This is a genomic window from Micromonospora parva (genome assembly GCF_000718515.1).
GTDB lineage: Bacteria > Actinomycetota > Actinomycetes > Mycobacteriales > Micromonosporaceae > Micromonospora > Micromonospora parva.
In genome coordinates this window covers 1-13,674 of the sequence record NZ_JNZS01000010.1, presented here as the reverse complement: position 1 = coordinate 13,674, position 13,674 = coordinate 1, and the positions used below count along the sequence as shown (strand labels likewise).

The window sequence follows — 13,674 nt, the reverse complement described above, 5'->3', positions numbered from 1 at the left end:
CCGCGCGGCGTCTCAGCCCTTCACGCAGACCACCTGCTTGAGGTGCGCGACCACCTCGACCAGGTCCTCCTGCTGGGCCATCACCTCGGTGATGTCCTTGTACGCGCCGGGGATCTCGTCGACCACCCCGGCGTCCTTGCGGCACTCCACCCCGGCGGTCTGCGCGGCCAGGTCCGCGGTGCTGAACGTCCGCTTGGCCTGCGCCCGGGACATCCGACGCCCCGCGCCGTGCGACGCCGAGCAGTACGCGTCCGGGTTCCCCCGCCCCCGCACGATGTACGACCCGGTGCCCATCGACCCGGGGATGATGCCCAGGTCACCCCGGCCGGCCCGGATCGCGCCCTTGCGGGTGACCAGCACGTCCACCCCGTCGTAGCTCTCCTCCGAGACGTAGTTGTGGTGGCAGCTGATCGGCTCGTCGTAGCCGACCTGCGGGAAGTGCTCACGCACCACGCCGCAGAGCAGGGCCAGCATGACCGCCCGGTTGCGCCGCGCGTACTCCTGCGCCCAGAACAGGTCCCGCCGGTACGCGTCCATCTCGGGCGTCCCGGCGAGGAACACCGCCAGGTCCCGGTCCGGAAGGTCGGCGTTGTGCGGCAGCCCCCGGGCCACGGCGATGTGCCGCTCGGCCAGTTCCTTGCCGATGTTGCGGGACCCGGAGTGCAGCATCAGCCAGACCCGGCCCTCGTCGGCGCCGCCCTGCTCCAGGCAGACCTCGATGAAGTGGTTGCCCCCGCCGAGGGTGCCGATCTGCCGCTGCGCCCGCGTCTGCAGCTGCGCCACCCGCCGGTCCAGGCCGGCGAACCGGCCCCAGAAGTCGGCCCAGCCGGCCTGCTCCAGGCCCCGGATCCGGCGCGGGTCGACCGGGTCGGTGCGCTGGGCGAAGCCGACCGGGATGGTGGCCTCGATCGCGGAGCGCAGCCCGGCCAGGTCGTCCGGCAGGTCGGCGGCAGTCAGCGAGGTCCGCACCGCCGACATCCCGCAGCCGATGTCGACGCCCACCGCGGCCGGCGAGACGGCCTGCCGCATCGCGATCACCGAGCCGACCGTGGCGCCCTTGCCGAAGTGCACGTCGGGCATGACGGCGACGCCCTGCACCCACTTCAGCGCGCCGATGTTGCGCAGCTGCTTGGCGGCCTGCGGCTCGATGGCGTACGGGTCGGTCCAGACCCGGACCGGTGCCCGGGTACCAGCGAGCGGGGTGAATCCCATCGTGGTCTCCTTGTGTCGTGCCGGCACCAACGTCGCATGGTGACCGGAAATGATCGCGTACCGGAAGGCCGGGCGCGGAAGTTCGTCGGATACGAAAAGGCCGCCCGACCCGCAGGGGTGGGCGGCGACACCGGACGCGTTGGCGTCAGCGGTGGCGTCGCCCTGGTCGCCGGCCCTCAGCGAGCTGACCGAGACAAGTGGGCTGACCGAGATACCGGCACCGTGCGCCCGAGGGCAACCCGGCACCCGCACCTGGCGTGCGCCAGATGATCGTGGTGCGGTCGCGCTGCGACACGGCGTACTCCCCGGGGTCTGATCGGTTGACCTTGCTTCGATGACGGTAGGCGGGCCGCGGCCTGTCCGCAAAGGATATTGCGCGCCGGTCGCCCTGGGCTCGGGCGTCGGCCCGAGCGGCTCAAGATCGTGCTCGATCCAGGAAAGAGGGCCCTCAGGATGCGACGAGGCCACCACATCATTGTTCGAGCGCGATCAGACGAGTTTCGCCGACGCGGACACCCGTAGCCCGGGGCACGGCCTCGTGGCGGTGGCCGTCGGGTGGCGGGCCGCTTCGGCTCCGGCACCGTCGGTGAGGGTGGCGGTGACGGAGCCGAAGAACTGGCCCTTGTCGTAGTGGCCGATGGTGCTGGCGCGGTAGTCGGGCTCGTGCGCGATCGGCAGCAGGTCGGGAATCGCCATGGCCGCGAAGCTACCGCCGGGCTACGACACGGGCACCACCCGGAAGGACTGCGCGGCGGTGCCGTTGCAGGCGTACTGGATGAGCTGGACGCTGTCCGCCGTCGACGCTCCCGGCACGTCGAGGCACTTGCCGCTGCCGCGGTTGACCAGGCGGTAGTAGCCGCCGCCCTCGGGCTCGGCCCGCCACTGCTGGTTGTTGCCGCCGCTGTAGGACCAGAGCTGGATGGGCGCCGAGTCGGCCGTCGACCTGTTGGTCACGTCGAGCACCTGGGCGCTGTTGTTGCGGTTGTTGACCCGCAGGTACCCGTCGCTGGTCGGCACGAACTGGTACTGCTGGGCGGCGCTGCCGTTGCACGCGTACTGCTGGATGGCGGTGCCGTTCGCGCTGGCCGCGGCCCGCGCGTCCACGCACTTGCCGTTGCCCCGGTTGACCACCGTGTGCCAGGCGGTCGGCGAGATCGTGCCGTCGGACGGCGGGGGCGTCGTCGGCGGGACAGTGCCGACACCGGCGAGCCAGTGCAGCCCGTCGATCAGCAGCTGGTTCTGCTGCGGGCTGTCGAAGGTGGAGGACAGCCCGGTGTTGGTGCTGTAGTTCATCGCGTTGTGCCCGAAGTTGGCGTAGAGCATCTTGTACTGCCGGTTGCTCCAGACCAGCGGGTAGTAGCCGCCGTACCAGGACTGGTTGGGATCGGTGCCGACCGGGAAGCTGGACGGGTCGACCGAGGCCAGGATGTCGATGTTGGGGTTCTGCCGCAGGTCGTTGCTCCAGGAGTACCACTCGCTGATCGAGGACGGGAAGGTCGCCGGGAGGTTCCGGGTGGCGGGGTGGGTGCGGTTGTCGGCGCGCATGGTGACCCGGGTGGGCCCCCAGGTGTTGGTCTGGAACGCCCCGGTTCCGAGGAAGGTGTTGTAGTACCAGCTCCAGCTCGACGGGTTGTCGGTCCACGCGCTGACGTGGAAGCCCAACCACGCTCCGCCGTTCTGCATGTACTGCTGGAACGCGGCGCGTTGCCCGGTGGGCGGCGCGTCGTCAAGGAACATGACGACCTTGTACTGGGCCAGGTTGGCGGTGTTCAGCAGGCCCCAGTTGTTGGTGGCCTCCCAGGAGAAGCCGTACTGGGCGGCGGCCTGCGGGAACCAGGCCCGGGCGTCCTTGACGAAGTCGATGTGCGCGGCGTCCCAGGTGCCGTTGTAGAAGGCCAGGACCTTGAACGTCGGCGCGGCCTGCGCACTGCGCGAGGCGCTGACAGCGACACCGGCGGTCAAGGCGACGACCAGGGCGACGAACAACGACAGGATCCTTCTGGTACGGGAGGAGAGTTCTGCGATCACCTGATCGTCCCTTCGGTGGGGACGCGCGCCGCCGCGTCGAGGTACATCTGTTCACAAGGTTTACAGATAGACGAAAGGTTATTCCTCTGACCAGATCGCGTCAATCGCCGATCGCCCGAACGGGTGGGATTCCTCCGGCAACGGGTACCCCCGCCGGATGACCAGCCCGGACGCCGTCGACGTCGACACGCCGCTCGCCGTGGACGTGCCCGCCGCGCCGCACGACGCCAGCGGCGAACATGTGCCGATCCGCGACCTGGCCGGCCTCGCGCCGCCGACCCGGTCGGCGCGCCGCTGGACCCCGAGCCGGGTGGTGGCCACCCCCGCGGCGCTCGACCACCCGCACGGCCAACGGATCGTCGAACGGGTGCGGGCACTCGGCATCGAGGTGGAACACCTGCGCGCCAACCGGCTCACCGGGGTACGCGGGCAGACCGACCGGGAAACCTACGCGCGGGCCAAGTCGACAATGGCGATCGTGGTGAGCCCACCCTCGCGGCGTGTCCTGCAACCCATCGCGCCCAGCGCGGACTGGCGGGTCGACCTGGCCGAGGGCTGCCCGGCGCACTGTCAGTACTGCTACCTCGCCGGATCCCTGTCCGGCCCACCGGTGACCCGGGTGTACGCCGACCTCGACGACATCCTCGCCGGGTTGGCCGCGTACGCCGGGCGCGGTACGGTGACCAGCCGCAACGCGCGGCGCGCCGACGAGGGCACCACCTTCGAGGCGTCCTGCTACACCGACCCGCTCGCCCTTGAGCACCTGACCGGCAGTTGGCGGCGCGCGGTGCAGCACTTCGCCGACTGGGACGCCCCCGTGCAGTTGCGCTGGACCACCAAGTACGCCGACGTGGACACCTTCGTCGGCCTGCCGCACGCCGGCCGGACCCGGGTCCGCTTCAGCGTCAACTGCGCCCCGGTCAGCCAACGGTTCGAGGGCGGCACCGCCCGGGTGCCGGACCGGCTGGCCGCGCTGCGCCGGCTCGCCCTCGACGGCTACCCGGTCGGGCTGACCATCGCGCCGATCATCGCGCTGCCGGACTGGCGGGAGCACTACGGCGACCTGCTCGACCAGGTCCGCGCGGCGGTCGACGGGGTGCCCGATGTGGACCTGACCGCCGAGCTGATCACCCACCGGTTCACGCCCGGCAGCAAGGAGGTGCTGCTCGGCTGGTACCCGCGTACCCGACTGGAGATGGACGAGGAGTCCCGCAGCCGCAAGCACGGCAAGTTCGGCGCGGTGAAGTACGTCTACCCCCGCGAGCAGATGACCGAGCTGCGCGACTGGTTCACCACCGAGCTGACCGCCCGCGTCCCGGCCTGCCGGATCCTCTACTGGACCTGACCCCGGGCTAGACGCCGACGGCGCCGTCGATGCCCTCGCGGAGAAAATCGGCGTGGCCGTTGTGTCGGGCGTACTCGTGGATCAGGTGCAGCATCACCAGCCGCAGTGACACGATCTCGCCGGAGCGGGCGTTGCGGCCGGTCACGTCGAGCGACGCGGCGGACCGCTCGATCCGGCGGGCGTGCGCGACCTCACGCTCCCAGGCGTCGAACGCCTCGGCCCGGGTGGCCGAGCTGGCGTCGTACGCCTGCTGGAAGTCGCCGGTCTCCGACCACACCAGCGGGATGTCCTCGCCGTCGATGACCCGCCGGAACCAGGCGCGCTCCACCTCGGCCATGTGTCGCACCAGGCCGAGCAGGGACAGGGTGGAGGGCGGCATCGACTGCCGGCGCAGGTCCCCGTCGGAGAGACCCTCGCACTTGAGGGCCAGCGTGGCGCGGTGGAAGTCGAGGAACGCGCGCAGCGTCTCCCGCTCGTCGCCGGTAACCGGGGGGCCGATCCGTTCGGTGGTCATTGAAACGATCATGCCGGACGGCGGCTGCGGGGTCCGGCCTGGGTCAGCCGACCGAGGATCGGGCGACCGGGGCGGCGAAGAACGTGTCCGGGTACGGCTCGTCGCGCAGGCTGTAGTGCCACCACTCCCGGTCGTAGTTGACGAACCCGGCGTCGGTCATCAGCCGCCGCAACAACTGCCGGTTGTCCCGCGCCGTCGCGGTGACTGAGGGGTCGGCGGTGTGCGCCCGGGGGTCGAAACAGTCGAAGCCGGTGCCCATGTCGATGCTGTTGTCGGCGAAGCGCTGGGCGCGCGGCGCGGTGCAGGCGACCAGCGGTTGCCCGACCCGGTACGGGGGTTGGCTGGCGGCGGGATCGTCGACAAGGGTCAGGTCCAGGGTGCTGCCGCGGCTGTGCGCGGTGGGCGCCCCGATGTAGCCGTCGGCGAAGAGCCGGTTCTTGGCGAGGTCCGGGTAGAACTCGGCCTTGGTCTGCTGCTCATCGGGGCGCTTCGACCAGGCCACGAAGTCGTCCACCGCCGGTTGCGGGCGGTAGCAGTCGTACACCTTGATGCTGTGTCCGCTGGCCAGCGCGGCGTCCTGTACGCGGCGCAGCGCCTGGGCCGCCTGCCGGGTGAGCAGGCACAGCGGCTCCCGGTAGCCGGTGATCGGCCGGCCGACGAAGTTGTGCGCCGTGGCGTAGCGGATGTCGGCGTGGATGCGCGGGTCGACGTCGGTCACCACCACGAACCCCGGCAGCGGGGGTGCCCCGGACGGGGTCGGCGCGGGGGTGGGGCTCGCCGACGTGGGCTGCGGCCCGGTCGGCGCGGGTCGGGGCTCCGCCCGCGAGCAGCCGGCGAGCAGCGCGACGAGCGCGACGACGACGGCCAGGCGGTGACGCACCAGTCCTGTCTATCAGCCCAGCCAGGGCCGCTGTCCCAGGATCCGCTCGCGGTGCGCGAAGTCGCCCTGCCCCCGGCCGCCGGACACTGCGAATCCACGAAAGTCGATTCCACCTGGAGCCATTTGTCGACGCAATCAACGAAAGTTGGCGAAAAAGCTCCGGAAGTTTTCCGCAACTCCAGCCAAGCTTCGGTCGACCTGGCATGTCGTCAAACCCCATCGGTGAGGCAAGATGACCCGTGGAACGGGCACGCCGTTTCGGGACACACGGTGGACGACGACTTCTGGTCGTTCCTCCGGCTCGGTGAAGGAGACGCGGGTGGGCGCGGACGACGGACGCAGGGTGACCATCACCGCGATCGCACGGGAGGCCGGGGTGTCGGTGCCGACCGTGTCACGGGTGCTCAACGGACGCTCCGATGTGGCCCCGGACACCCGCGAGCGGGTCGAGGAGTTGTTGCGCCACCACGGCTACCGGCGTCGGACCAGCCGCAGCGTCCGCCGCGCCGGCCTGGTCGACCTGGTCTTCAACGACCTGGACAGCCCCTGGGCCGTGGAGATCATCCGCGGTGTGGAGGACGTCGGGCACGGGGCGGGTGTCGGCACCGTGGTCTCCGCGATCCACCGGCAGCCCACCGCGGCCCGGCAGTGGTTGCAGAACCTGCGCACCCGGGCCACCGACGGCGTCATCTTCGTGACCTCGCACCTCAGCGCGCCGCTGCACGCGCAGCTGCGTCGCCTCAACGTGCCGGTGGTGGTCGTCGACCCGGCCGGCGTGCCAGCCATGGACGTGCCGACGATCGGCGCGACCAACTGGGCCGGCGGGCTCGCCGCCACCGAACACCTGCTCGCCGTCGGGCACCGGCGCATCGGTTTCGTGGCCGGGCCGACGCATCTGCTGTGCAGCCGGGCGCGACTCGACGGTTACCGGGCCGGGCTGGAGGCCGCCGGCGTGCCGGTCGACGACGCGCTGATCTACCCGGGCGACTTCTACCACGCCTCCGGGTTCGCGGGCGGGACCGCGCTGCTCGACCTCGCCGACCCGCCGACCGGCATCTTCGCCGCCAGCGACCAGATGGCCTTCGGCGTCTACGAGGCGATCCGCCGCCGCGGGCTGCGCGTCCCGGACGACGTGAGCGTGGTGGGTTTCGACGACCTGCCGGAGGCCCGCTGGGCGTCCCCGCCGCTGACCACCGTTCGCCAGCCGTTGGTCGAGATGGGACGGTTGGCAGCCCGGACGGTGCTCCGCCTCGCCCAGGGCGAGGGCATCGACTCGCCCCGGGTGGAACTGGCCACCGAACTTGTCGTGCGCGACAGCACCACCGCCCCGCCGACCGGGTCACCCGCCTCGGCGTGACGGCCGGACCTGCCGCAGAAACCGGTTGGACCGGTTCCGGTCCGTTCCGGAAAGTTCCGGCCAGGTCGTGGCCGGCCCGGGCGCGGTGAGCGACCGACGGTCACCCACCGCGCCGTACGGTCAGTGGTGGTGGTGCCAGCGGACCGCCTTGCGGATGGTCACCGGCAGTGCCGGCGCACCGTCGACCGGTGCCGGGTCCTCGGCGGTCGGCGCCACTCCCCCGGCGGCGATCCGGTCGAGGGTGGCCAGGCCGGCCGCGTCGACCTCGCCGAAGATCGTGTAGTTCGGGCGCAGCGCGGAGTTGGCGTAGACCAGGAAGAACTGGCTGCCGTTGGTGTCCGGCCCGGCGTTCGCCATCGCGAGGACGCCCCGGGCGTACACCCGGCGTTCCCCGGTCGGGTCGGTGGGCGCGGGAGGCAGGTCGGTCGGCAGTTCGTCGCGGTACCGGTAGCCCGGGCCGCCCTCGCCGGTTCCGGACGGGTCACCGCACTGCAACACGCTCAGCGTGGGGTACGCGGTGAGGCGGTGACACGGGGTGCGGTCGTAGAAACGCTTGCTGACCAGGTGCAGGAAGCTCTGCACCGTGCACGGCGCGGCGGCCCGGTCCAGTGTCAACCCGATCGGCCCGTGGTTGGTCGCCAGGGTCACCCGGACGCTGCCCCGGGCCGGGGTGCGGCGCGGGTCGGGCGGCAACGGCACCGGTCGGGCCGCGGGCTCGTCCGGGGTCTCGGTGTACGCGCACGGGCCGTGGGTGGTGCGCGGCGGTCTGGCGGCGGCGTCGGCGGCGGTGGGCGGCGCTGCGGACACGCGCACCGCGTCGGCCGCCGGGGCCGGCGCGGCGAGCGCGGTGGCGGACGCTCCGACGACCAGCGCCCCGGCGAGCACTGTCACCCCCGCGAGGCGGGTCAGGGCGCGCACCGACCGGCGGGGTGCCGCCACTGCGGGGCGCGGTTCGGGTTCACTCGGCACAGGGATCCTCCTGGACTGGTGGTGCCAGAAAGACCGGAGTCTATGGACGGCCACGCCCGATGTCGATCCGTCAGGGCAACCGGCGGCGACGCCGCCACAGCAGACCGCCCATCAACGCCACCACCGTCGCGCCGCTGAGCGCGGTCACCGACCAGAGCCACCCCGCGTCGCTACGCGCCGGTCCGCTGGCCGCCGCCGGCCGGGGCGCGCCGGGTGCCGCCAGCGCGGACGGCGCCGCCGACGGGGTGGCGGTCAGCTCGCCGGGCTCGACCAACCGGCCCACCGCGGCGTCGCGGGGCAGCGTGAAGCCCCAGTCCAGCAGGGCGGCACCCTGCTCCCAGCCGCGAGCCGGCGCCGACTCGGCGCCCAGCAGGGTCACCACCAGCCGCCGCCCGCCGCGTTCCGCCGCCCCCACATAGGTGTGCCGGGCCAGGTCGGTGAAGCCGGTCTTGCCGCCGAGCGCCCCCGGGTACCGGTAGATGAGCTGGTTCTCGTTCTGGATCTCGAAGCCCTTGGTACGTTGCGCCGGCTGGGCCGGAATCGACGTCTGCTCGGTCAACGCGTACCGGCGGAAGGTCGGCTGGGCGAAGCAGGCCCGGGCGATCAACGCCAGGTCGTACGCGCTGGTGAACTGCCCCCTGCCGTCCAGCCCGGACGGGGTGACCGCGTGCGTCTGCAACGCGCCGAGGTGGTGCGCCTGCTCGTTCATGGCGCGGACACCGGCGGCGCTGTCCGTCCCGCTGCCCAGTCGGGCCAGCGCGTTGGCGGCCTCGTTGCCGGAGTTCAGCAGCAACCCGAGCCAGATGGTCTCGACGGTGTACCGGCCGCCCGCGACCAGGCCCACGGCCGAGGAGCCGGGTTCGATGTCCATGTCCGCCTCGGTGACGGTGACCAGCTGCTTCGGGTCGAGCTTCGGCAGCATGGTGGCCGCCAGCAGCAGCTTCTGCACGCTCGCCGGCGTGCCGTACTCGTGCGGGCCGCAGCCGCCGAGCACCTGGCCGCTGTCCAGGTCGGCGACCAGCCACGACGTGGCGGTGATCTTCGGCGGTGCGGCGACGCCGGCCGGCACGACCAGGCCGGTCGTGTCGAGCGCCGCGCCGCCGACCATCCGCTGGCCGGGGACGGCAGGCGGCGGCGACGGCCGGGGTGGGCGCGACGCCGCCGGCGCCGGGACCCGGGGGCAGCGCACCGTCGGCGCGGCGGACGCTCCCGCCGTACCGACCGGCACGGGAGCGAGCAGGACGGCGGACGTCGTGGCCGCCAGCAGCGCAGCTCTCATGAGCCGACCCTAGTCACGACGATCGCTGCGCGGGACGGGATGCGGGTCAACCCGCGTCGCCGCGACCGCTCAGATAGTCGTGCAACGCGGCACTGCCGCGCAGCCTGCGCAGGCTGCGGGCGTGCAGCTCCTGCTCACGGCGCGCCAGCTCGGCACGGACCCGCTGCGGGCTTCCGGTGGTCCGCAGCTCACCCAGCACCGCCTCGATGATCTCGAACGGGTACGCGCCTCGGCGCAGCAACGCGATGACCTGCGCGGCGCGTAGCTCCGCCTCGTCGTACACCCGGTAGTTGGTGCCCGGGGTGCGGCCCGGCCGCAGCAGCCCGCGCTCCTCCCAGAGCCGCAGCTGCGCGGTGCGGACCCCGACCAGGGCGGCGACCTCGCCGATGCGCGCGCCGTGGCGAGGCGCGGGCCGGGCCGCCGGTGGGCTCGCCAGCACGGTCTCGAAGGCGCCGAGCACGCGGCGGATCTCGGCGCGTTCCCGGTCCAGCTCGGCGTGACCGCCGTCGAGCGCCGCCAGGGCCGCCGGCAGGTCACCGGAGTGCACCGCCGCCATGATCTCCCGGGTACGGGACCAGCCGTGCCCCTCGGCCAACCGCCGCGCCACTGTCAACGCCCGGGCGTGCTCACCGGTGAAGATCCGGTAGCCGCTCGCGGTGCGGCGCACCGGCGGCAACACCCCCGCCTGGACGTAGTTGCGCACCTGCTGCACCGAGATCCCGACGGTGGCCGCCAGGTCCACGGCGCGCAGCCGATCCTTCGGAGCGACGTCCACGCGAGCCACCGTACCGCTTACGACGTGATTTGAGACTTTCCCGGACGTCCTGCGGCAGTGCACGCTCAATTGTCGGCGAAAGTCTCCACGTGCGGATGAATGAGACAATTGAACCTGCCAGTGCCCGGCGGGAGAAGTCCCGCCACGATTCCGTGAAGGGTTCGAATGTCGCAGCCAGCATGGTCCGCCGCCGACAGCCACGACATGATCGAAGTACGCGGGGCGCGGGAGAACAATCTCGCCGACGTCTCGGTGGACATCCCCAAGCGCCGGTTGACCGTCTTCACCGGCGTCTCCGGATCGGGCAAGTCGTCGCTGGTCTTCGGCACCATCGCCGCCGAGTCCCAGCGCATGATCAACGAGACGTACAGCGCGTTCCTCCAGTCGTTCATGCCGAACCTCAACCGGCCGGACGTCGACTCGCTACGCAACCTCAGCGCGGCCATCGTCGTCGACCAGGAACGGATGGGCGTCAACTCCCGCTCCACCGTCGGCACCGCCACCGACGCGTACGCCATGCTGCGGATCCTCTTCAGCCGGCTCGGCCAGCCGTCCATCGGCGGCGCCGGGGCGTTCAGCTTCAACCTCCCCGAGGGCATGTGCCCCACCTGCGAAGGGTTGGGCCGCGTCTCCGACCTCGACATCAACGAGTTGGTGGACGTCGAGCGCTCCCTCAACGACGGCGCCATCACCGTGCCGAACTTCGCTGTCGACTCCTGGTACTGGCAGACCATCGTCGGCTCCGGCCTGTTCGACCCGGACGTCAAACTGCAGGACTTCACCCCACAACAGTGGGAGGACTTCCTGCACAAGCCGGCCACGAAGATCAAGGTGGGCAGCAACAACTGGACGTACGAGGGCCTCGCGGTCAAGGTCAAACGGCTCCTGCTCGCCAAGGACCGCGAATCCATGCAACCGCACATCCGCGCCTTCGTCGACCGGGCGGTCACCTTCACCAGCTGCGCCGACTGCGGCGGCACCCGGCTCAACGCGGCGGCCCTGTCGTCGCTGATCGCCGGGCACACCATCGCCGACTGCTCCGCCATGCAGATCAGCGACCTGGTCGCGTTCGTCCGCACCATCGACGACCCGGGCGCCGCGCCGCTCGTCGCCAACCTCCGCGACCTGCTGGACTCCCTCGTCGAGATCGGCCTGGGCTACCTCAGCTTGGACCGTGAGTCGGCGACCCTCTCCGGCGGAGAGGCGCAACGGGTGAAGATGGTCCGCCATCTCGGCTCCAGCCTCTCCGACGTCACGTACGTCTTCGACGAACCGACAGTCGGCCTGCACCCGCACGACATCGCCCGGATGAACGACCTGCTGCTACGGCTGCGCGACAAGGGCAACACCGTGCTGGTGGTCGAACACAAACCGGAAACCATCGCCATCGCCGATCACGTCGTCGACCTCGGGCCGGGCGCCGGCACCGACGGTGGCCGAATCTGCTTCACCGGCGACGTCCCCGGCCTGCGCCGCTCCGGCACCCTCACCGGGCGGCACCTGGACCACCGGGTACGGGTGCGCGAGACGGTACGCCAACCGACCGGGCGCCTCGCCATCCGCAAGGCCGACCTGCACAACCTGCGCGACGTCGACGTGGACATCCCGCTCGGGGTGCTCACCGTGGTCACCGGCGTTGCCGGCTCCGGCAAGAGCTCACTGATCCACGGGTCGCTACGCGGCCGGTCCGAGGTCGTCATCGTCGACCAGTCCCCGATCCGTGGCTCACGACGCAGCAACCCGGCCACCTACAGCGGGCTGCTCGACCCGATCCGCACCGCCTTCGCCAAGGCCAACGGGGTCAAGGCCGCACTGTTCAGCGCCAACTCCGCGGGCGCCTGCCCGGCCTGCAAAGGCATCGGGCTCATCTACACCGACCTGGCGATGATGGCCGGCGTCGCCAGCATCTGCGAACGCTGCGAGGGGCGACGCTTCACCGACGAGGTGCTCACGTACACGCTGCGCGGCAAGAACATCAGCGAGGTGCTGGCCATGTCCGTCACCGAGGCGTACGCGTTCTTCCCGCACCCCATCCTCAGTCGACTGGTCGACGTCGGGCTGGGCTACCTCAGCCTCGGCCAACCACTGACCACCCTGTCGGGCGGGGAGCGGCAACGCCTCAAGCTCGCCATCCACCTCGCCGAGAAGACCACCACGTACGTCCTGGACGAGCCGACCACCGGTCTGCACCTGGCCGACGTGGACCAACTGCTGGCCCTGCTCGACCGCATGGTCGACGCCGGCAACACGGTGATCGTCATCGAGCATCACCAGGCGGTCATGGCCCACGCCGACTGGCTCATCGACCTCGGCCCCGGCGCCGGCCACGACGGTGGCCGCATCGTCTTCACCGGCACACCAGCCGAACTGGTTGCCACCGGCGGCACCCTCACCGCCAGCCACCTCCGCGAGTACGTCACCGACCCGGCGGTCATCTGACGCGGCGCAGCCAGCGCCGCTGCCAGGGGGTCTCCACCGCCTTCGGGTGGTAGCCAGCCCGAACCCACGGCACGGCCCGCTCGACCGGCAAACCGTCGAGGATCGCCAGCGCGGCCAGGGCCGTTCCGGTGCGGCCCACCCCACCGCGACAGGCCACCTCGACGCGTTCACCATCGTGCGCCCGCCGTAGCGCCTCCCGCAGGGCGTCGAGGGCATCGGCGCTGTCGAGCGGTACCCAGAAGTCGGGCCACCGGATCCGCCGGTGCGGCCAGGCCGGCTCCGGACCAGGGGCCAGCAGCACGGCGAAGTCGGCGGGCGAGGTCGCGGCAACGATGCGGCGTCCGCGCACCAACGCCCCACTGGGGAGTACGAGTACGCCCGACTGCTCAGACCACGGCAGCGTCTCAGTCACCCGGACATTGTGCCGCGACGCTCTGACGAATGAGCACAGACAGTGCCGCCCCCGGCCGGTGAGCCGGGGGCGGCACTGGTGTCGGTGTGCAGGTCGCCTCTCGGCGAGTGGCACGACGCGGCTCCAGCCGAACGGTATTCCGCGAAGGCGATATTAGGTGAGGCCCGGGGACACTGAGTCACACCGACACTGTCCTCAACCTGCCGGACCCCCACCTTGTTCCCGCACCCGCCGCGTCTATGCACGCACCACCCGACCGTCCCGCGGACCCCGTCCGACGCCCCCGCCGATCGCCCCGCCGCACGGGCGGCCAGCCGATCCAGCGGCCAGCGGCCAGCGGCCAGCGGCCAGCGGAGCACGCCGCGAGATCTTGGACAGTTTCCGTTCTGTGCTAACGGAAACTGTCCAAGATCTGGAAAACGCACGCCGCTTGATGACGCCATCCGCCTCCGCCGAGGAGCCCT

The 13,674-nt window shown here is 71.5% G+C and carries 12 protein-coding genes; 3 read left to right on the top strand and 9 right to left on the bottom strand.

The annotated features are described in order from the left end of the window. Positions 1-12: 12 nt before the first annotated feature. The 3 genes from IF22_RS0115075 to IF22_RS0115065 all read right to left on the bottom strand — a co-directional run bounded on the left by IF22_RS0115075 (position 13) and on the right by IF22_RS0115065 (position 3,240). Positions 13-1,212, bottom strand: a complete 1,200-nt coding sequence (locus IF22_RS0115075) for an RtcB family protein (RefSeq protein ID WP_030332420.1) — start codon at positions 1,210-1,212, stop codon at positions 13-15. A 489-nt stretch (positions 1,213-1,701) separates the two neighbouring features. After that, a complete protein-coding gene (locus tag IF22_RS0115070; protein ID WP_030332419.1) occupies positions 1,702-1,908 on the bottom strand; it encodes a hypothetical protein in 207 nt (68 codons plus the stop codon). A gap of 21 nt (positions 1,909-1,929) precedes the next feature. Continuing rightward, the gene (locus tag IF22_RS0115065) at positions 1,930-3,240 is read right to left on the bottom strand and encodes an RICIN domain-containing protein (RefSeq protein ID WP_245233634.1); all 1,311 of its coding nucleotides are present in this window, start codon (positions 3,238-3,240) and stop codon (positions 1,930-1,932) included. A gap of 157 nt (positions 3,241-3,397) precedes the next feature. On the opposite strand from IF22_RS0115065, the gene IF22_RS0115060 reads away from it, so the two are divergent. Then, on the top strand, positions 3,398-4,585 hold the full coding sequence (locus IF22_RS0115060) for a spore photoproduct lyase family protein (RefSeq protein ID WP_209444556.1): 1,188 nt from the start codon (positions 3,398-3,400) through the stop codon (positions 4,583-4,585). Positions 4,586-4,592: 7 nt separating this feature from the next. Here IF22_RS0115060 and IF22_RS0115055 read toward each other — a convergent pair whose 3' ends face one another. Next, positions 4,593-5,099 carry a DinB family protein gene (locus IF22_RS0115055; protein WP_030332414.1) on the bottom strand — a complete coding sequence of 169 codons (507 nt, stop codon included), beginning with the start codon at positions 5,097-5,099 and terminating at the stop codon, positions 4,593-4,595. 43 nt (positions 5,100-5,142) lie between these two features. Then, on the bottom strand, positions 5,143-5,979 hold the full coding sequence (locus IF22_RS0115050; RefSeq protein WP_245233633.1) for a M15 family metallopeptidase: 837 nt from the start codon (positions 5,977-5,979) through the stop codon (positions 5,143-5,145). A 319-nt stretch (positions 5,980-6,298) separates the two neighbouring features. Between IF22_RS0115050 and IF22_RS0115045 the strand changes: the two genes are divergently transcribed. After that, entirely contained in the window at positions 6,299-7,336 is a 1,038-nt protein-coding gene (locus IF22_RS0115045; RefSeq protein WP_030332410.1) for a LacI family DNA-binding transcriptional regulator, read from the top strand. Positions 7,337-7,456: 120 nt separating this feature from the next. On the opposite strand, the gene IF22_RS0115040 is transcribed toward IF22_RS0115045, so the two are convergent. From IF22_RS0115040 to IF22_RS0115030, 3 genes are all read right to left on the bottom strand, one after another. After that, positions 7,457-8,305 (bottom strand): peptidylprolyl isomerase, encoded by an 849-nt coding sequence (locus IF22_RS0115040; RefSeq protein ID WP_245233632.1) that lies wholly within the window; start codon positions 8,303-8,305, stop codon positions 7,457-7,459. 70 nt (positions 8,306-8,375) lie between these two features. After that, positions 8,376-9,584 (bottom strand): D-alanyl-D-alanine carboxypeptidase family protein, encoded by a 1,209-nt coding sequence (locus tag IF22_RS0115035; RefSeq protein ID WP_030332405.1) that lies wholly within the window; start codon positions 9,582-9,584, stop codon positions 8,376-8,378. Positions 9,585-9,630: 46 nt separating this feature from the next. After that, positions 9,631-10,359, bottom strand: a complete 729-nt coding sequence (locus IF22_RS0115030) for a MerR family transcriptional regulator (protein ID WP_030332403.1) — start codon at positions 10,357-10,359, stop codon at positions 9,631-9,633. Between the two features lie 165 nt (positions 10,360-10,524). On the opposite strand from IF22_RS0115030, the gene IF22_RS0115025 reads away from it, so the two are divergent. Continuing rightward, a complete protein-coding gene (locus tag IF22_RS0115025) occupies positions 10,525-12,798 on the top strand; it encodes an ATP-binding cassette domain-containing protein (protein ID WP_030332402.1) in 2,274 nt (757 codons plus the stop codon). On the opposite strand, the gene IF22_RS0115020 is transcribed toward IF22_RS0115025, so the two are convergent. Next, the gene (locus IF22_RS0115020) at positions 12,791-13,210 is read right to left on the bottom strand and encodes a protein-tyrosine phosphatase family protein (protein WP_245233631.1); all 420 of its coding nucleotides are present in this window, start codon (positions 13,208-13,210) and stop codon (positions 12,791-12,793) included. The genes IF22_RS0115025 and IF22_RS0115020 overlap by 8 nt on opposite strands. Between the last annotated feature and the right edge of the window lie 464 nt (positions 13,211-13,674).